This is a genomic window from Mesorhizobium sp. M0698 (assembly GCF_040320455.1).
Lineage (GTDB): Bacteria > Pseudomonadota > Alphaproteobacteria > Rhizobiales > Rhizobiaceae > Mesorhizobium.
This window is the reverse complement of record NZ_JAMYPQ010000004.1, coordinates 423,495-439,339: the sequence shown is the minus strand read 5'-3', so window position 1 is coordinate 439,339 and position 15,845 is coordinate 423,495. Positions and strand designations below refer to the sequence as shown.

17 protein-coding genes are annotated in these 15,845 nt (G+C 64.1%); 4 read left to right on the top strand and 13 right to left on the bottom strand.

The features are described 5' to 3' along the window. The first annotated feature begins 5 nt into the window (after window positions 1-5). Complete coding sequence (locus NKI16_RS12440) at window positions 6-764, top strand: HpcH/HpaI aldolase family protein (protein WP_023676097.1); 759 nt, start codon at window positions 6-8, stop codon at window positions 762-764. Between the two features lie 12 nt (window positions 765-776). Continuing rightward, window positions 777-1,733, top strand: a complete 957-nt coding sequence (locus NKI16_RS12435; RefSeq protein WP_352575494.1) for a C-terminal binding protein — start codon at window positions 777-779, stop codon at window positions 1,731-1,733. Window positions 1,734-1,974: 241 nt separating this feature from the next. On the opposite strand, the gene NKI16_RS12430 is transcribed toward NKI16_RS12435, so the two are convergent. The 8 genes from NKI16_RS12430 to NKI16_RS12395 form a co-directional block, all read right to left on the bottom strand. Further along, window positions 1,975-2,427 (bottom strand): MaoC/PaaZ C-terminal domain-containing protein, encoded by a 453-nt coding sequence (locus NKI16_RS12430; RefSeq protein ID WP_352575496.1) that lies wholly within the window; start codon window positions 2,425-2,427, stop codon window positions 1,975-1,977. A 1-nt stretch (window position 2,428) separates the two neighbouring features. Further along, a complete protein-coding gene (locus NKI16_RS12425) occupies window positions 2,429-3,505 on the bottom strand; it encodes a Gfo/Idh/MocA family protein (RefSeq protein ID WP_352575498.1) in 1,077 nt (358 codons plus the stop codon). Next, window positions 3,498-3,827, bottom strand: a complete 330-nt coding sequence (locus NKI16_RS12420; protein WP_023676093.1) for an L-rhamnose mutarotase — start codon at window positions 3,825-3,827, stop codon at window positions 3,498-3,500. The genes NKI16_RS12425 and NKI16_RS12420 overlap by 8 nt, the downstream gene beginning before the upstream one ends. 9 nt (window positions 3,828-3,836) lie before the next feature. After that, the gene (locus NKI16_RS12415; protein WP_352922838.1) at window positions 3,837-4,949 is read right to left on the bottom strand and encodes a mandelate racemase/muconate lactonizing enzyme family protein; all 1,113 of its coding nucleotides are present in this window, start codon (window positions 4,947-4,949) and stop codon (window positions 3,837-3,839) included. A 4-nt stretch (window positions 4,950-4,953) separates the two neighbouring features. Beyond that, complete coding sequence (locus tag NKI16_RS12410; protein ID WP_352455292.1) at window positions 4,954-6,051, bottom strand: ABC transporter ATP-binding protein; 1,098 nt, start codon at window positions 6,049-6,051, stop codon at window positions 4,954-4,956. 1 nt (window position 6,052) lies between these two features. Next, entirely contained in the window at window positions 6,053-6,919 is an 867-nt protein-coding gene (locus tag NKI16_RS12405; protein WP_352451567.1) for a carbohydrate ABC transporter permease, read from the bottom strand. Between the two features lie 2 nt (window positions 6,920-6,921). Continuing rightward, on the bottom strand, window positions 6,922-7,818 hold the full coding sequence (locus tag NKI16_RS12400) for a carbohydrate ABC transporter permease (protein ID WP_352922834.1): 897 nt from the start codon (window positions 7,816-7,818) through the stop codon (window positions 6,922-6,924). A gap of 142 nt (window positions 7,819-7,960) precedes the next feature. Then, window positions 7,961-9,277: a type 2 periplasmic-binding domain-containing protein gene (locus tag NKI16_RS12395; RefSeq protein ID WP_352575506.1), complete on the bottom strand. Its 1,317-nt coding sequence runs from the start codon at window positions 9,275-9,277 to the stop codon at window positions 7,961-7,963. 159 nt (window positions 9,278-9,436) lie between these two features. Between NKI16_RS12395 and NKI16_RS12390 the strand changes: the two genes are divergently transcribed. After that, window positions 9,437-10,225, top strand: a complete 789-nt coding sequence (locus tag NKI16_RS12390) for an IclR family transcriptional regulator (RefSeq protein ID WP_352575508.1) — start codon at window positions 9,437-9,439, stop codon at window positions 10,223-10,225. 65 nt (window positions 10,226-10,290) lie between these two features. Next, window positions 10,291-11,127, top strand: a complete 837-nt coding sequence (locus tag NKI16_RS12385; RefSeq protein ID WP_352922830.1) for an amidohydrolase family protein — start codon at window positions 10,291-10,293, stop codon at window positions 11,125-11,127. A 65-nt stretch (window positions 11,128-11,192) separates the two neighbouring features. Here the strand turns inward: NKI16_RS12385 and NKI16_RS12380 are convergent, their stop codons facing one another. From NKI16_RS12380 to NKI16_RS12360, 5 genes are read right to left on the bottom strand one after another with little or no spacing between them, the layout of a single operon-like run. Continuing rightward, window positions 11,193-12,158 carry an ABC transporter permease gene (locus NKI16_RS12380; RefSeq protein WP_023676085.1) on the bottom strand — a complete coding sequence of 322 codons (966 nt, stop codon included), beginning with the start codon at window positions 12,156-12,158 and terminating at the stop codon, window positions 11,193-11,195. 5 nt (window positions 12,159-12,163) lie between these two features. Continuing rightward, a complete protein-coding gene (locus NKI16_RS12375; protein WP_023676084.1) occupies window positions 12,164-13,114 on the bottom strand; it encodes an ABC transporter permease in 951 nt (316 codons plus the stop codon). Beyond that, window positions 13,111-13,854 (bottom strand): ATP-binding cassette domain-containing protein, encoded by a 744-nt coding sequence (locus NKI16_RS12370; RefSeq protein ID WP_023676083.1) that lies wholly within the window; start codon window positions 13,852-13,854, stop codon window positions 13,111-13,113. The genes NKI16_RS12375 and NKI16_RS12370 overlap by 4 nt, the downstream gene beginning before the upstream one ends. Then, a complete protein-coding gene (locus tag NKI16_RS12365) occupies window positions 13,847-14,584 on the bottom strand; it encodes an ATP-binding cassette domain-containing protein (RefSeq protein WP_352922825.1) in 738 nt (245 codons plus the stop codon). The genes NKI16_RS12370 and NKI16_RS12365 overlap by 8 nt, the downstream gene beginning before the upstream one ends. Window positions 14,585-14,641: 57 nt before the next feature. Then, complete coding sequence (locus tag NKI16_RS12360) at window positions 14,642-15,829, bottom strand: ABC transporter substrate-binding protein (RefSeq protein ID WP_352922822.1); 1,188 nt, start codon at window positions 15,827-15,829, stop codon at window positions 14,642-14,644. Window positions 15,830-15,845 lie beyond the last annotated feature (16 nt).

The window sequence follows — 15,845 nt, the reverse complement described above, 5'->3', positions numbered from 1 at the left end:
ATTTCATGTACGACTTTCGCAAGAAATGTGTCTCTCTCGATCGCCTCATCGGTACCTTCTGCGCCATCCCGCACCCTGTGGCGGTCGAAGTGGCCGCCGCCAGCGGGGTCGATTTCCTGTGCATCGACTGGGAGCATTCGCAGATCGGCCGCGAACGGCTCGAGGATCTGATCCGCGCCGCCGATGTCCACAGGATTCCCGCGATGGTGCGCGTCCCCGGCCACACGCCGGAGTGGATGGCGGCCGCGCTCGACGCCGGCGCGTCGGGTGTCCTGGTGCCCCGCGTCTCCACGGCCGAGCAAGCGCGCATGGCGGTCATGGCCTGCCGGTACCCGCCGGTCGGCGCCCGCGGTGTCGGCCCGGGCCGCGCCGCCGGTTATGGCTACAGGATTCCGGACTACCTCAAATCGGCCAACGAGGTCCTGACGGTCGCCATCCAGGTCGAGACGGCCGAAGGGCTCGCCAACATCGACGACATCGTCCAGGTCGACGGCGTCGACGTGGTCTTCATTGGCCCCGGCGACCTGTCGGTCTCGATCGACGCCATGGGGCCGGCCGGCCAGGACAAGCTCAATGCAGCGATTATGAGGATCGCGGCCGCGGCGCGCACGGCCCGCAAGGCCGTCGGCATCTTTCGCCCTTCGGCGGATGATGTCGGCAAATGGTCGCGGCACGGCATCAGCTTCTACATGCTGGCCAGCGACACGATGTTTCTCGGGGCCGGCCTTGCCGCCGGCGTCGCCTCGGCGCGCAGCGCCTCATAGCAAGAGTTTGCCATGAAGATCATCAAGACCGACGGTGTGCTGTCAGTCGAGGAGGAGCAGCTGCGCTACCTCGACGGCTTGAACGTCGAATTTGTCGAAAAGACGCTGCTCACGGAAGATGCCCTGATCGAACACTGCCGCGACGCCGACGCATTGATGGTATTGCGGGAGCCGATCACGGCTCGCGTTTTGGCGGAACTGAAGAGGCTCAAGGTCATCGGGCGGTTCGGCGTAGGGCTCGATTCGATCGACGTCGAGGCCGCCAGCCGTGCCGGTGTTCAGGTAACCTACGTGCCGGACGCCAATCTGGTTGAAGTCAGCACCCACGCCATGGCCCTGATCCTGGCCTTGACGCGCAGGCTGAAACAGTTCGACAGCGCGGTGCGCGCCGGCCGCTGGGCTGCAATGACCGACGGCGCCGGCATCACGCGGCCCGACAGGCAGATCCTCGGCCTGATCGGCTTCGGCCAGATCGGGCGGCTGACTGCCGAGCGGGCGCGGGTCTTCGGCTACCACATCATCGCCTACGACCCGCATATGCCGGCCGAGCGCATCGCGGCCGGTGGTGCCGAACCGGTCGGCTTCGACGAGCTGCTGGCCAGGGCCGACATCGTCTCGCTGCACGTTCCAGCGACACCGGAGACCAGAAACATCATGTCGGCGGAAGCCCTGTCGCGGATGAAGGAAGGGGCGATACTCATCAACGTGGCCCGCGGCGGCCTTGTCGACGAGGTCGCATTGGCGGACGCGATCCGGCGCGGCCATCTGGCAGGCGCCGGCATCGACACGTTCGAGCGGGAGCCGCCTTCGCCCGACAATCCGCTGCTGGCGCTGGACACCGTCCTGGTCAGTCCACACGCGGCGCACTACTCGACCCAGTCTTACGCGGAGGTTCGCAACAAGGTGTTTGCCGATGTCGCATCGGTCCTGCGCGGCGGCAAGCCGGTATATCCGGTCAACCGGATATGACCAATTCCCGATGTCGGCACCACCTCTATCCGCCTGCTCCGAGGAACCCAAGTCCTGCAAGTCGGGGTTCGCAGGGCCATAAGGGCAGCGCAACCTGTCGCGATTTATCCGGTTTGCCACATTTTGTTCTTGCTTTGTGCCGGCAGCTATGCTACTAATTTGGGTATGGTGCTGATTCGCACTGAGGACCCGCCGCAAGGCGGTTTTTTTGTCTTTAGGTTTCAGCGCCATCCGTCGAGGCTCAACTCGGCTTGTCGCGACGCTCGACGATGTAGATGTGATCGGCGGCCAGCACCACGTCGCCATGCTGGTTGATCACCTCGCAGCGCTCGACGACCCGGCCTGAATCGGGTCGCTTCGGGTCGTCTTCCTTGGCCGAGATGGTGGTGCGGGTCCTGATCGTATCGCCGATGAACACCGGCTTGATGAAGCGCAGCCTGTCGTAGCCATAGGAGAAGGCAACCGGGTTGACGACGCTGGCCGTCAGCCCGACGCCGACCGAAAACACCAGCGTGCCGTGGGCGATGCGCTGCCCGAACGGCGTCGTCTTCATGAACTCGGCGTCCATGTGGTGGGGAAAGAAATCACCGGTATGGCCGGCATGGACGACGAAATCGGTCTCGGTGATCGTGCGCCCGCTGGTCACGCGCGACGAGCCGATCCGGTAGTCCTCGAAATAGACAGTCTGCTCCATGTCAGGGCCTCGCCGCTATCGGTGTTGCCGGCGCCGCGCTCGATCGGTAGGCGGCTTCGACCAGCGCCATGGTGTTCCAGCCGTCCTCGACGGAACTGACAAGCTCGGCGTCCTCGCCCGATGCGTAGCGCTGGACATTGGCCATGCGGCCGGCAAAGGCGTCCGGAAACCATGCGCCGACGAGTGGAACCGCAATCCAGTCCGTGCCGCCTTTGGGGTAGATTTCGAGAATGTCCGGCTCGCCGCGCGGATAGTCGAGGTTGACGCCTAGTTTGAGGTAAGCGGCGCCTTCGGTGCCGCAGATGCGGAATTCGCAGGCCTGGTGTTTTCGACCGAATTTGTGATCGTGGTTGATCGACAGTGCACAGCGCACGGTGTCGCCATAGTCGAGGATCGCGCTGGTGCGCGTTTGCGCAACCTTATGGCCGGGATGGCCGAGTGTCTTGGCGTGAACCCCCTTGGGGTCGCCGAGCAATTGCCGGATCAGGTCGAGATAATGGATGGAATGCATGGTGATCTCGACGCGCGGCGCCTGCAACAGGAATTCCCAGAGCTGCCAGGGTGTCGCCAGCGCCAGCCATGCGTCGAAATCGACCACGTCGCCGAGCCAGCCCTTGGCGATCGCATCCCTGAGCGCCAGCATCATCGGCGCGAAGCGGAGCTGGAAATTCACCGCCGCCTTCAGGTCTTTGGAGCGGCAGATTTCGAGGATGTCGGTCGCCTCGATGAGACTGCTGCCCATCGGCTTCTGGATCAGCGCCACCGCACCATCGGGCAGCGCCCTGAGCACCCCGGCATGATAGGCCGGCGGCGTCGCCAGATCGAAGACGGCGTCCTTGATTGACGCAGCTTCCTCGACCGACCGGTAAGCGGTGACGCCCCATTTCTGCGCCAGTCCTTCCGCCTTGGCCAGGTCGGGGTCGAAAAGCCCGGCAACCGGGAAACCGGCTTTCCCATAGGCCGGGAAATGCGCATCGCCGACGATCGAGCCGGCGCCGAAAATCACGATCGGCTTGGGCTTTGACGGCTGTGCCCAGGCCTGGGAGAGCGAGGCAGGATCGAAAATGTCATCAGTCATAATGGAAGACTTCGTCCATCGACGCCCACCACTCGCCCTCCTTGCGGGTCGGCAGCGGCTCCTGGCATGGCATGCAGAGCGCCCACCATTCCTGCGTCGTGGGATCGGCGGCCATCTTGGCCATGTCGGCGGCATAGTCGGTGCCGTGGTACTCGAAGGTGCTGAACAAAAGGTGCTCCGGCTCCCTCAGATAAATCGAATAATTCTTGATGTTGCAGGCGGAAATCATCTTGAGGACGTCCGGCCAGACGGCAGCGTGAAGCCGCACATACTCGGCGACTTTCTCCGGCTTGAGGCCGAGCACCATTCCCATTCGCTGCATGTCCGCCTCCTACTTCACTATCGCCATGGTGAATTCCGCGATGCTCTTCGACTTGATCGCATCCCAGTCCCAGTCGATGCCGATGCCGGGCTCGTCCGGCGCCAGCGCGTGCCCGTCCTCGATTCGCATTTTCTTGCCGGTCAGCTCGTCGAGCTGGGGAATATACTCGACATATCTGCCGTTCTGAACGGCGCATGTCAGGCTGACATGCAGTTCCATCAGGAAATGCGGGCAGACCGGTATGTCGAACGCCTCGGCTGCATGCGCCACCTTCAGCCACGGCGTGATGCCGCCGATGCGGCCGACATCGACCTGCACGATCGAGCACGCGCCCTTCTGCATATATTCGCGGAAATGCCGGATCGAGTAGAGCGACTCGCCGACGGCGATCGGCGTCGACGTCGCATTCGACAGGCGGATATGGCCGTCTATGTCGTCGGCCGGCAACGGTTCCTCGATCCAGGCGAGATCGAGTTCACGCAAGCGCTCGGCCCGGCGGACTGCCTCGTCGACCGAGAAGCCCTGGTTGCAGTCGGTCATGATCTCGTAGGAGTCTCCAACCGCCCGGCGCACCGCCGTCAGCCGGGCAAGATCCTCGGAGCCGTGCGGCTTGCCGATCTTGACCTTCGAGCCGCGAAAGCCCTTGCCCTTGGCGGCCAGCGCATCCGCGACCAGCGCCTCGGTTTCGATATGCAGCCAACCGCCTTCGGTCGTGTAGAGCGGGCAGCGGTCCTTGGCGCCGCCGGCCAGCTTCCACAGCGGCAGCCTCTGTTTCTTGGCCCGCAGGTCCCAAAGCGCAGTGTCGATGGCCGCCAGCGCGATTGCCGTAATCGCGCCGATCGTCGTGGCATGGGTGGCGAACTCCAGCTCGTGCCAGATCGCCTCGATCATGTCGGCGTCGCGGCCGATCAGCCGCGGCGCAAGGTGGTCGGCCAGCAGCCGCATCACCGAGGAGCCGCCGGTGCCGATCGTATAGCTGTAGCCAGTGCCGACCGCGCCGTCGGCGTCGGTGATGGTGACGATCGGTGTTTCCTGGCTGACAAAACTCTGGATGGCATCGGTGCGCTTGACCTTCGGCACCAGGTCGACCATCCGCAGTTCGATTTTCTCGATCTTTGCCATGATTTTAACCTCGCAATGTCCTGCCTGTTTCGGCGGAAAACAGATGGGCCTGCGACAGGTCCAGGCTCATCTTGACCCGGTCGCCGGCTTTCAGCGGCTTTGGATTGAGCATCCGCGATACCCAGTCGCTGCCGTTGAATTCGGCGAACACCAGCGTCTCGTTGCCGAGCGGCTCGGTGACGGTCACCGGCAACTCCACCTGGTGGACGTCGACGTCTTCGCCGGAGCTGATGCCATGCCCGGTCGGATAGATGTCGTCGGGCCTGAGGCCGAACACGACTTTGTCGCCGGCCTCGATATTGGCCTTGAACTGGCTGGGCAAAGGCAGCCTCTCGCCGCTGGCGAACAGCAGCTGTCCGTCGTCGACAACCGCCTCGTGCAAATTCATCGGCGGCGAGCCGATGAAGCCGGCCACGAAGCGTGTCTGCGGCCGGCGGAAGACCTCGTCGGGTGTGCCGACCTGCTCGATGAACCCGTCGCGCATGATGACGATACGGTCCGCCAATGTCATCGCTTCGACCTGGTCATGGGTGACGTAGATCACTGTCGACTTGACCTTGGCGTGCAGCTTCTTGATCTCGGTGCGCATCTGCGTCCGAAGCTTGGCGTCGAGATTGGAAAGCGGCTCGTCGAACAGGAAGACGTCGGGATCGCGCACGATGGCGCGGCCCATGGCGACGCGCTGGCGCTGTCCGCCGGACAGCTGCGACGGCCGGCGGTCGAGCAACTGGTCGAGGCCGAGAATGCCGGACGCTTCGGCGACGCGACGGTCCATTTCTTCCTTCGCGGCGCCGGCTATCTTCAGCGAGAAGCCGAGGTTTTCGCGCACCGTCATATGCGGATAGAGCGCGTATGACTGGAACACCATCGAGATGTTGCGCGAGCGCGGCGGCAGGTCGTTGACCATGCGGCCGCCGATCTCGATGATCCCGTCGCTGATCGCCTCGAGGCCGGCGATCATGCGCAGGGTTGTCGACTTGCCGCAGCCGGACGGCCCAACCAGCGCGATGAACTCGCGGTCGGCGACCTCGAGATCGATGCCGTGCACCACCGCCACCGGGCCGTAGCTTTTGGTGAGGTTCTTGAGCGATACGGTTGCCATGTCAGCCTTTCACCGCGCCGGAAGTGAGGCCGCCGACGAGGTGTTTCTGGACGATGAAGGTAAGCGTGAGCGCCGGTATGACCATGACCACGGCGAGCGCGCACATGCCGCGCCAGTCGATGGTGAATTCGGCCGTATAGTCGAGCAGGCCGACCGGCAGGGTCTTGGAGTTGATCGAGCGCGTCAGCTGCGAGGCGAGCGCGAACTCGTTCCAGGAGGTGAGGAAGGCAAAGATGCCGGCCGAGGCGATGCCGGGCCCGGCGAGTGGAAACTCGACCTGCCAGAAGGCCTGCCAGCGCGTGCAGCCGTCGATCTGCGCGGCTTCGGCGAGGTCTTTCGGCACCTGGCGGAAAAAGCCGTCGATCAGCCAGACGGTGAACGGCACGTTGAGCGCGACATAGACCAGGATCAGCCCGAAATGCGTGTCGATGATGCCGAGCCGCGCAAAGACGAAGAACAGCGGCAGCGACAGCGCGATGCCGGGCACCGTGCGCGTCAGCATCAGGCCGAGGAACATCGCCGACTTGGCGCGAAAGCGGTAGCGCGCAAAGGCGTAGCCGCCGGCCATGCCGATGACGATGGCGATCACCGTCGAGGTCACCGAGATGATCAGCGAATTGCGGAAGTAGTCGAGCACCGGAATGCCGCCCTGGCCGACGCCGCTGAACATGGCGATGTAGGCGTCGAGCGAGAGTTGCTGCGGGATCCACACCGGCGGCTTGGCCATGATTTCGACGGTCGGCCGCAGCGACGACAGCACGATCCAGATGCCGGGCAGGCAGATGACCAGCATGGCCAGGAACAGTCCGATGCCGTGAACGATTCCGAGCGCTTTGTTGCCGACGCGATGCAGGCTGTTCTGGTCCATCCTCACCACTCCGCCGCGATCTGCGTGCGCGCCGCGGCGAGCTTGCGGTAGAAATAGACGGTGAACAGGATCGACAGCAGGATCGAGAAATAGGCCATGGCATTGGCCAGGCCCATCCTGGCATCGCCATAGGCGGTGCGGGCGACCAGCGTCCAGACCAGTTCAGTGCGGCCGGCGGGGCCGCCGTCGGTCATGATCTTGACGATGTCATAGGCGCGCGCGACGTCGAGTGAGCGGATGGTCATGGCAATGAAAGCAAACGGCATGATGAACGGCCAGGTGACATAGCGGAATGTCTGCCACGGCGTGCAGCCGTCGACGCGGGCCGCCTCGACCGGTTCGCGCGGCATCGCCAGCAGCCCGGCCAGGATCAGGATCGCGAACACCGAGGTCGACGACCAGATCTCGGCGATCAGGATGGCGATGAAGGCGAGATTGCCGTCGATCAGCCACGGGATGGCGCGATCGGTCAGGCCGAGCCCCTGCAGGGCGTTGTTCACCAGGCCGATATTGTCATTGAACATGAATTTGAACTGGAAGCCGACGAGGATCGGCGAAAACATCATCGGAAACATCATGATGGTGCGCAGGATCCGCTGGCCGCGCGACGCCTTCTCCACCAGCAGGGCCAGCCCGAGCCCGATAAGCATTTCCAGGTTGAGCGCCACCGTCAGCAGCACCACTGTGCGGGCAAAGGCGACCCAGAAAGCGCGGCTGGTCAGGATGGTGACGTAGTTGCGCGCGCCGATGAAGACCCAGAACGTCTCCGGCCTGGTCAGCCGGAACGGCGTGAAGCTGGAATAGAGCGAAAGCAGCAGCGGCACCACCACCACCGCCGCCAGAACGATCACCGCCGGCAGCAGGAGCAGCAATGGCGGCGAAGGTCTCCAGCCTTTCATGGCGATCCGGTTCTGGTTGGTGCCCGGACACCGAAGGCCGCCATCGGCGAGCTGGGATCAAGACAAAGCGTGTTGCGCATGGTTCGTAAAAAGTTCGGGGACGCCGCTCTTCGATGAGCGCGGCGCCCCCTTGGGAGAATGGTCAAAGCTTGCCGGCGTCCTCGAGGATTTGCGTGGCCTTGGCGGCAGCGTCGTCCAGCGCCTGCTTGGAGGTCTTGTCGCCAAGGATGGCGGCCTGCAATTCGGGATAGACGGCGTTGGAGATTTCGATCCATTCAGGTGTCTGCGGCACGGCAAAAGCGTGCTTTGCCTCTTCCTGGAAAGCCGCCAGCACTTCCTTCTTGTAAGGATCGTTGGCCGCCTGCTGGATGTCCCAGTCCCACACCGCCGTGCGGGTCGGCAGTGGGCCGCTTGCCGCCTCGAGCTTCTGGCTGTCCTCATTGGTCAGGAACCAGACCAGCGACGCCGCGGCTTCCTTGCTGGCGCAGTTTTCGGTGACCGAAAATCCGTGGTGCCCCGACCAGCCGGTGCGAATGCCGGCCGATCCCTTCGGCGCCACCTTCACGCCGACATTGCCGGCGACCTTCGACGACTTCGGATCGTTGAAGAAGCCTGCCCAGCCCGGCCAGTCGAGGTTGATGGCGACGGTGCCCGAGGCAAAGCCCTGGCCGAGATCGTCCCACAGATAGTTGGTGGTGCCGGCCGGCACCGCCTTGGCCTTGTAGAGATTGACGAACCAGTCGAGCGCGTGCACGCCGGCTTCCGAGTTGAAGGCCGGCTTGCCATCCTTGTCGAGGTATTCGCCGCCGTCGGCGATGAGCATCTCGTAAAAGCGGCCGTTGATCGCCTCTTCCTTGCCGGCGAACTGGGTACCATAGAAATCGGGCGGGCTGGCGAAGAATTCCGCCTGCTGGGCGACCTCGTCCCAGGTGTCGGGCGGTGTCAGTTCCTTGCCGTACTTGGCCTTGTAGGCGGCCTTCTTGGCTTCGTCCTGGTAGAGGCTCTTCTGGTAGTAGAGCGCCGACACGTCGAACTGCGCGCGCGGCAGCATCACCAGCTTGCCGTCGAGCGTCGAGGCCTTGATCGTCGACGGCACGAAGGCGTCGATCTCCTCCTTCGGCAGCAGCTTGTTTAGGTCGGTGTAGATATCAGGATATTGCGGCGCGAAGGACGAGTGGTTCGACCCGACGCACCAGTTGATGCTGCCGGAGGCGATGTCCGACTTGATTTCCTTGTCGAGCTCGAAGTGATTTTTCTTCGAGATCACGTTGACCTTGGCGCCGGTCAGTTTTTCCCATTCGCCGATGCGCGCGTACAGCCCTTCATATTGCTGGCCGCCGATCAGCTTGGCGTCGATGGTGACGCCGTCGAATTTGCCGGGCAGGTCGGCAGCAAGGGCACTCGCACCCAGTGCGAGCAGCGTTACGCCGGCCGACAGGCCGCAAAACAGTTTCGTCATTGGTATCCTCCCAAGAGTCTGCGTCGATCCATAGCGAGGGCTGATCGGCAGCTTCATTCATATACAAACAAAACATTTATAGGATCGTCAAGCCGAAAGTTCTTCCGGAAGCAATGCCGTTATGCGTATATGAAAGATGAAATTCACTGGAGAAGCCCAATGGCAGAGGACGAGGAAGACGACCGCTATCGAGCCCCGGCGTTGGACAAGGGGCTCGACATTCTCGAGCTGCTGGCCGGCGTCGACGGCGGCCTGACGCAGGCGGAAATCGCCAAGAAGCTCGACCGCAGCCCGAACGAGTTCTACCGCATGCTGGACCGGCTGGTGCGGCGCGGCTACGTCACGCGGCCGGATGGCGACCGTTATTCGCTGACGCTCAAGCTGTTTGGCCTGGCGCAGCTGCACGCGCCGGTGCGCCGGCTGGTTTCCTATGCGACGTCGCTGATGCGCGAACTGGCCGAAACCACACAGCAGGCAAATCAGCTCGTCGTCTTCGATCGCGGTTCCGCGGTGGTGATCGCACAGCAGGAGGCGCCGGATTACTGGGGCATCTCGATCCGCGTTGGCTCGCATATCAGCCTGTTCGACACCGGCTCCGGCCATGTGTTGCTGGCGTTCCGCCCGCCGGAAGAGCGGCAGATGATGATCTCAGAACATCTGCGCAGCACCGACAAGCCACCGCAATCGCCGGAATTCTTCGCCCGCCTCGATCAGATCCGGGAACGCGGCTACGAGATGATGGCGTCGATGCAGACGGCAGGCGTGTTCAACCTGTCGACGCCCGTTCTCGGCTCGGACGGCAAGGCCATCGCCGCACTGTCGATCCCCTACATAACCCTGGTCAACGCACCCAAGGCGCCCGACATTACGAGGACGATTGAGCTGCTGCTGGCAGCGACCGAAAAGCTGTCGCAACTGGCGGGATCGACCGTCAAGCAATCGCGATGAATTCTTATTTGAATGAAGAATTTCTCCGTGAGATGATCCCGAAGTCGCCAAGGAGGAGCGCCACCATGATCTTCGACACCCATCTGCACCTGATCGACCAGTCCGCGCTGCGCTATCCCTGGCTGGCCGGCGTGCCGGCGCTCAACCGCGATTTCTCCTACGACGAATATGCAGTCCAGGCCCGCCGCGCCGGCATCGAGGGCGCATTGCATATGGAGGTCGATGTCGATCCTGCCGACATCGAGGCTGAAACCAGCCGTGTCAAAGCGCTGTCGCGGGAAAAGGCCAGCTTGCTGCGGGGGGCAATTGCCTCCTGCCGTCCGGAAGGGCCCGGCTTTGCCGCCTATCTCGAGCGCCAGCGCGCCGATCCTTTCGTCAAAGGCTTTCGCCGCGTGCTGCACGTCATGCCGGACGAGCTTTCGGAGGGCGCGCTGTTTCGTGAAAACATCAAGCGGCTTGCCGGCACCGGCCTGAGCTTCGACCTTGTCGTTCTGCCGCACCAGATCCCCAAGGCGATTGCACTCGCCGACCTCGCGCCGGACGTGCAGTTCGTGCTCGACCATTGTGGCGTGCCCGACATCAAGGGTGGTGCCGAGCACCCCTGGCGCGAGCACATGGCGGAGATCGCGCGGCGCCCGAACGTCGTCGGCAAAATTTCCGGTGTGGTCGCCTATGCGGATGCCGGATCCTGGACTGTCGAAACGCTGCTTCCCTATGTCGAGCACACCATCGAATGCTTCGGCTGGGACCGCGTCGTCTGGGGCAGCGACTGGCCGGTCTGCACGCTCGGCGGCGGGCTTGCGACCTGGATTGCGGCAACGCACGCGCTGCTTGCCGGCACCAGCGCCGATGAACGGCAACAACTGCTGTCCGGCAACGCCAAGCGGCTGTGGAGTTTGTAGAGCATTTTGCAGCCAAGTGGAATCCCTTGGCGTCGCACAAATGCGGCTCAAACGAATAGGTGGCCTCAGATCGTCGCCGACACGTGCCGCTCGCGACCGTAGAGCGAAACCAGGAGCACGATGACCAGGCCAAGTGCCGCCTGCACGGTCGAGGGCCGGAAGCCGAGCCCGATCAGCAGCGTGTTGATTTCCGTCAGCACCAGGACGCCGGCAATGGTGCCGAAATAGCTGCCGCGGCCGCCGACAAGGGCGGCGCCGCCGACCACCACGGCTGCGATCGTCTGGAACAGATAGGGCTGGCCGACATCGCCATAGGCCGAACCGGTGAAGCCGAGCAGCAGCACGCCGGCCGCGGCGGCGAAGAAGGCGCTCGCGGCATAGGTCACGGTCCACATGCGGACCGGATCGATCAGCGCCAGCGGCGCAGCACCTGGATTGCTGCCGAGGGCATAGAGGCGGCGGCCGTAGGGCGTGCGCGCCAGCACCAGCGCCACCAGCAAGGTCAGCACCGCGACGCATGGCACCAGCCCCGGCACCGGCAGCGGTCCGACCGAACCGCCGATCGAAACGAAGGCGGAAACCGCTGCAGGCGCCGATCCGGACGGAAAGCCACCGGTCCACAACAGGACGGCACCTTGCACGATCATGCCGGTGCCGAGCGTGACGATCAGCGGGTGGATGTCGAGCCCGCGCGAGATCAGGCCGTTCAGCGCCCCGATCAGTATGGCGAGCGCGACGACGGCCGCGCAGACAAAAACAAAATTCCAGCCGTCGCCGTAGAGCTGTGCGGCAACGACATTGGCAAAGCCGATGATGAAGGGGATCGACAGATCGATACCGCCGAGAATGACGACGAGGGTCTGGCCGATCGATGCCACCGCCAGCAGCGAGGCGATCACCAGCAGCGCCCGGATGGCGAAGGGCTGGGAGTAGCCCGGGATGAGCAAGGTGCCAAGGACATGCAAGGCGACAGCGACGGCAAAGGCACCGGCGACGCGGGCATTGGTGGATTGGAACCAGTTCCGGCTCATGCTTCTCAGCCTTTCCGCCCTGATAGCCGCTCCTGCAGCGCCGTCATGATCACGGCCACAACCAGGATCGCGCCATAGGCGATCTGCAGCACATAGGTGGAGACGTTGAAGGCGGTCAGCACGCTCTGCAGCAGGAAGATGTCGACAGCGCCGATCGCGGCCCCGGCGAGCCCGCCGCGCCCGCCGGCAAGGCTGACGCCGCCGAGCGCCACCGCGGCAATCGCGATCAGCGTGTAGCTTGGCCCGATATTAGGGTCGGCCGAACCGATCAGCGCGGTCAGCATCAGGCCGGCACAGGCGGCAAGTATGCCGGTCATGACATAGGCGATGAAACGGACTTTGGTGACTGGAACGCCGGCCGTGTAGGCGGCGCGATCGTCGCTGCCCACCGCCATCAGCTGGTCGTAATAAGGCGTCTGCCGCACCAGCCACCAGAACAGGAAGATCAGCGCCAGCGGCAGCGCCGACCAGGGTCCGGCCATTGCCTTCAGCCAGCCCGGCGCCGGCCCGATCGGCGCCGGCAGGATGGTCAGCGTCATGCCGGTGAGGATCAGATAGGTGCCGAGCGTTGCGACGATCGGCTGGATGCGGACGATGGTCGCCAGAAAGCCGTTGGCGGCGCCGACGATCGCGCCGATCAGAAGCGCCGCCGGCACGATGAACAGCGGCGAAGACATGCCAAGCCTGAGAAACAGCACCTGGATCACCATCGCATTGACGAAGCCCATCAGCGGCCCGACGGAAATGTCGATGCCGCCGCGCCCGGCGAGGATCACCGGAGCCGAGGCGACCGCTGCGCCGATCAGCGGCGCGGCGAGCCCGATCAGCGCGCCCCAGGCGGCAGGATGGAAGCGCGCCGGATTGAGCAGCAGATTGACCGCGATCAGGATGGCCAGCAGCACTGCCGCAAAGCCAGCGCCGCGCCATCGCGCCGCCATGCGCCGCAACCCGCTCATGCGGCGCGTCCGAACATGGCGGCGATCACCGTATCGCTTTTCATCGCGTCTCCGGTGATTTCGGCCGCCACCTGCTGTTCGCGGAACACCAGCACGCGATGGCAAAGCAGCAGGATCTCCTCGATCTCGCTCGACAGGATGACAAGCGCCATGCCGTCCGCCGCCAGTCCACGAAACACATCGTAGAGGACATGGCGCGTCGCCACGTCGACACCGCGCGTCGGATCATTGAGGAGCAGGATCGCCGGTTCCAGCGCCAATGCGCGGGCCAGCAGCACCTTCTGCTGATTGCCGCCGGAAAGCGTGGTGATCGGGGCGTCCGGCCGTGGCGCGATGATCGACAGTCTGTCCCGGTAGCTCTCATAGCGCTGCCGCCGCGCGGCGAAGCTGAGCAGGCCGAAACGCATATCGCGCGACAGCGTCGAGACGGCAAAATTGTCGAGCACCGATTGCGTCGGAAAAATGCCGGTGGTGCGCCGGTCGCGCGGCAAATAGGCGATGCCGCCGGCGACCGCCTTGCGGAAATTGGTGATCGCGCGCGCTCCGGTTGGCGCCTCGACGGTCACCTCGCCGCCGGCCGGGCGTTCCAGGCCGGCCAGCACTTTCAGGAACCGCTCCTGTCCGTGGCCGTCGAGGCCGGCAAGGCCGACGATCTCGCCCGGCGCAATGGTTTGCGTCATGGGGCTTGCGCCCGGCGCGATCACCAGGCCACGCACCGAAAGGCTGGCGCGATCAGCCATGCGCCAGCTCCGCCGCCGTGCGTGGCGCCATCGCTCTGAGAAGTTCGGATGCGGTGGACGTGCCGCGTTCCTCAGTCGTCACCACGCTGCCGCCGCGAAGGACGGAAATCCGGTCCGAAAGCGACATCACCTCGTCCATGCGATGGGTGATGAACAGGATCAGGCAGCCTTCGGAGGCAAGCTTGCGCATCATGGCAAAGACCGCCTCGCGATCGGCAAAGTCGAGCGCCGCCGTAACCTCGTCGAGGATGAGAATGCGCGGGCTGCGCACCACAGCGCGGGCGAGCACTACCAATTGCTGAACCGCAAGCGGCAATTGCCCGGCCAACTGGTCGAGCGGGATCTCGGTCACCGCGAAGCGCTTCAGCACCGCTTGCGCGCGTTGCCGCCGCTCGGCGCGCGGCACGGTGCGCGTCAGCAGGCCGTCGAGGCCGAGCAGGATGTTGTCCGTCACCGAACGGTCAGGCGCGATCAGCACTTCCTGGAACACGGTGGCGAACCCGGCGCCCTGGAACGCCGCCGGCGAGAGGCCGGCAAAGGGCGCTCCGTCGAGCAGGATCGCGCCGCTGTCTGGCTGGACGATCCCCGACAGCAGCTTGACCAGCGTGCTCTTGCCCGAACCATTCTCGCCCAGGATGGTGTGGATCGTGCCGGCGCGGAATGCGATTGAGGCATTGGCCAGCGCGATCGTTTCGCCGTAGCGTTTCGAGATGGCCTGGACTTCCAGCATGAGCAATCCTGATGGAGAAAGCCGGCACCGCTGGTGCGGAGCCGGCCCTCATAAATGCTACTTGGCGCAGGCGTCCGGCACCTTCGAATAGTCCCAGCCCTTGGTCGGTGCCGGATTGGCGAAATAGGCATCGAGCCATTCCTCCGGCATCGGATCCTTCGGCGGGACCGGGAAGATCGAGACGGCGTCCGGCGTCATGCAGTCCTTGTACCAGGCGCCGAGGTCGGCATTGTGCACCGGCGGAATCGGGATCAGCAGCGTGTTGAGCCTGGGCTTCTGGCCCTCGAGCATACGCGCACCGACACGAAACAGCGTCTCGGCCGTCCAGTGCGGCAGAACCGCATGGCCTTCGAAGCGGTATTTGTCGGGATTGGCCTTCCAGTAGCCGAGCGCATCGCCGGTGATCGAGCCGGTGATCAGCGGGGCAGGGCGGCCGGCCTCGGCAAAGGCCTCGGCAACGACGCGGCTTTCGCTGCCCGTCGTCCACACTGCATCGATCGGCGCCGGATTGGTGGCGATTGCCTGCAGCACCGCCGTCTTGGTGACGTTGGCCGTCCAATTGCCGTTGACGGTGCGCGAGACCTTGAGCTTTGAATTTTCGGCCAGCGCCTTGTCGGCACCCTGGCGCTCCTGCACGACGATCGGGTGACCGGCAATGCCTTCGACCAGAAGCACGCTGCCGCCGTCCGGCATTGCTTTGCCGATCGCCGTCATCATGTCGTAGCCCCAGCGCGCATAGTTGGAATCGACGTTGATCGCATTCGCGCTGGTCACCGACCCAGCTGCCGTGATGAAGGGGATGCCGGCTTTGGCTGCGGCATCGATGGCGTCGTCCAGCGCCGTTGCCGAGCCGGGGATCGAGGTGATGATCGAGCATTTCTTGTCGATGAAGGCGCGGATCTGGTTGATCTGCTGACTGGCGTCGTTGTTGGAATCCGACACCTCGAAGCTCGCCACGGTGCCGTCGGCGATCAGGCCGTCGACCAGCCGCTTCAACTCCTTGGTCACGGTGACGCGCCACGGATTGCCCTGGTAGGACTCGGAGTGGCACCATTTCCACGGCTTTGACGGCGGCGTGAAATTGTCCCAGGCCGACGGCAGCACCTTTTGCGGCGCGCCGTCATATTGTGCCTTCAGTTCGGTCGGCAATCCAGCAATCACGCCCGAAACGTCTTGAGCGCAGGCTATGGTCGTGACCGATGCAAGTGCGGTTGCGGCCAAAAGGCCGCGGATCAGGCTGTTCATGTTCTCCTCCGTTCGG

What these genes read in the sequence shown, in the direction of transcription:
- NKI16_RS12410 (WP_352455292.1), bottom strand. Translation starts at nt 6,051, where the DNA reads ATGGCAACCGTATCGCTCAAGAACCTCACCAAAAGCTACGGCCCGGTG.
- NKI16_RS12435 (WP_352575494.1), top strand. Translation starts at nt 777, where the DNA reads ATGAAGATCATCAAGACCGACGGTGTGCTGTCAGTCGAGGAGGAGCAG.
- NKI16_RS12400 (WP_352922834.1), bottom strand. Translation starts at nt 7,818, where the DNA reads ATGAAAGGCTGGAGACCTTCGCCGCCATTGCTGCTCCTGCTGCCGGCG.
- NKI16_RS12360 (WP_352922822.1), bottom strand. Translation starts at nt 15,829, where the DNA reads ATGAACAGCCTGATCCGCGGCCTTTTGGCCGCAACCGCACTTGCATCG.
- NKI16_RS12385 (WP_352922830.1), top strand. Translation starts at nt 10,291, where the DNA reads ATGATCTTCGACACCCATCTGCACCTGATCGACCAGTCCGCGCTGCGC.
- NKI16_RS12415 (WP_352922838.1), bottom strand. Translation starts at nt 4,949, where the DNA reads ATGGCAAAGATCGAGAAAATCGAACTGCGGATGGTCGACCTGGTGCCG.
- NKI16_RS12405 (WP_352451567.1), bottom strand. Translation starts at nt 6,919, where the DNA reads ATGGACCAGAACAGCCTGCATCGCGTCGGCAACAAAGCGCTCGGAATC.
- NKI16_RS12365 (WP_352922825.1), bottom strand. Translation starts at nt 14,584, where the DNA reads ATGCTGGAAGTCCAGGCCATCTCGAAACGCTACGGCGAAACGATCGCG.
- NKI16_RS12395 (WP_352575506.1), bottom strand. Translation starts at nt 9,277, where the DNA reads ATGACGAAACTGTTTTGCGGCCTGTCGGCCGGCGTAACGCTGCTCGCA.
- NKI16_RS12425 (WP_352575498.1), bottom strand. Translation starts at nt 3,505, where the DNA reads ATGACTGATGACATTTTCGATCCTGCCTCGCTCTCCCAGGCCTGGGCA.
- NKI16_RS12420 (WP_023676093.1), bottom strand. Translation starts at nt 3,827, where the DNA reads ATGCAGCGAATGGGAATGGTGCTCGGCCTCAAGCCGGAGAAAGTCGCC.
- NKI16_RS12375 (WP_023676084.1), bottom strand. Translation starts at nt 13,114, where the DNA reads ATGAGCGGGTTGCGGCGCATGGCGGCGCGATGGCGCGGCGCTGGCTTT.
- NKI16_RS12390 (WP_352575508.1), top strand. Translation starts at nt 9,437, where the DNA reads ATGGCAGAGGACGAGGAAGACGACCGCTATCGAGCCCCGGCGTTGGAC.
- NKI16_RS12440 (WP_023676097.1), top strand. Translation starts at nt 6, where the DNA reads ATGTACGACTTTCGCAAGAAATGTGTCTCTCTCGATCGCCTCATCGGT.
- NKI16_RS12380 (WP_023676085.1), bottom strand. Translation starts at nt 12,158, where the DNA reads ATGAGCCGGAACTGGTTCCAATCCACCAATGCCCGCGTCGCCGGTGCC.
- NKI16_RS12370 (WP_023676083.1), bottom strand. Translation starts at nt 13,854, where the DNA reads ATGGCTGATCGCGCCAGCCTTTCGGTGCGTGGCCTGGTGATCGCGCCG.
- NKI16_RS12430 (WP_352575496.1), bottom strand. Translation starts at nt 2,427, where the DNA reads ATGGAGCAGACTGTCTATTTCGAGGACTACCGGATCGGCTCGTCGCGC.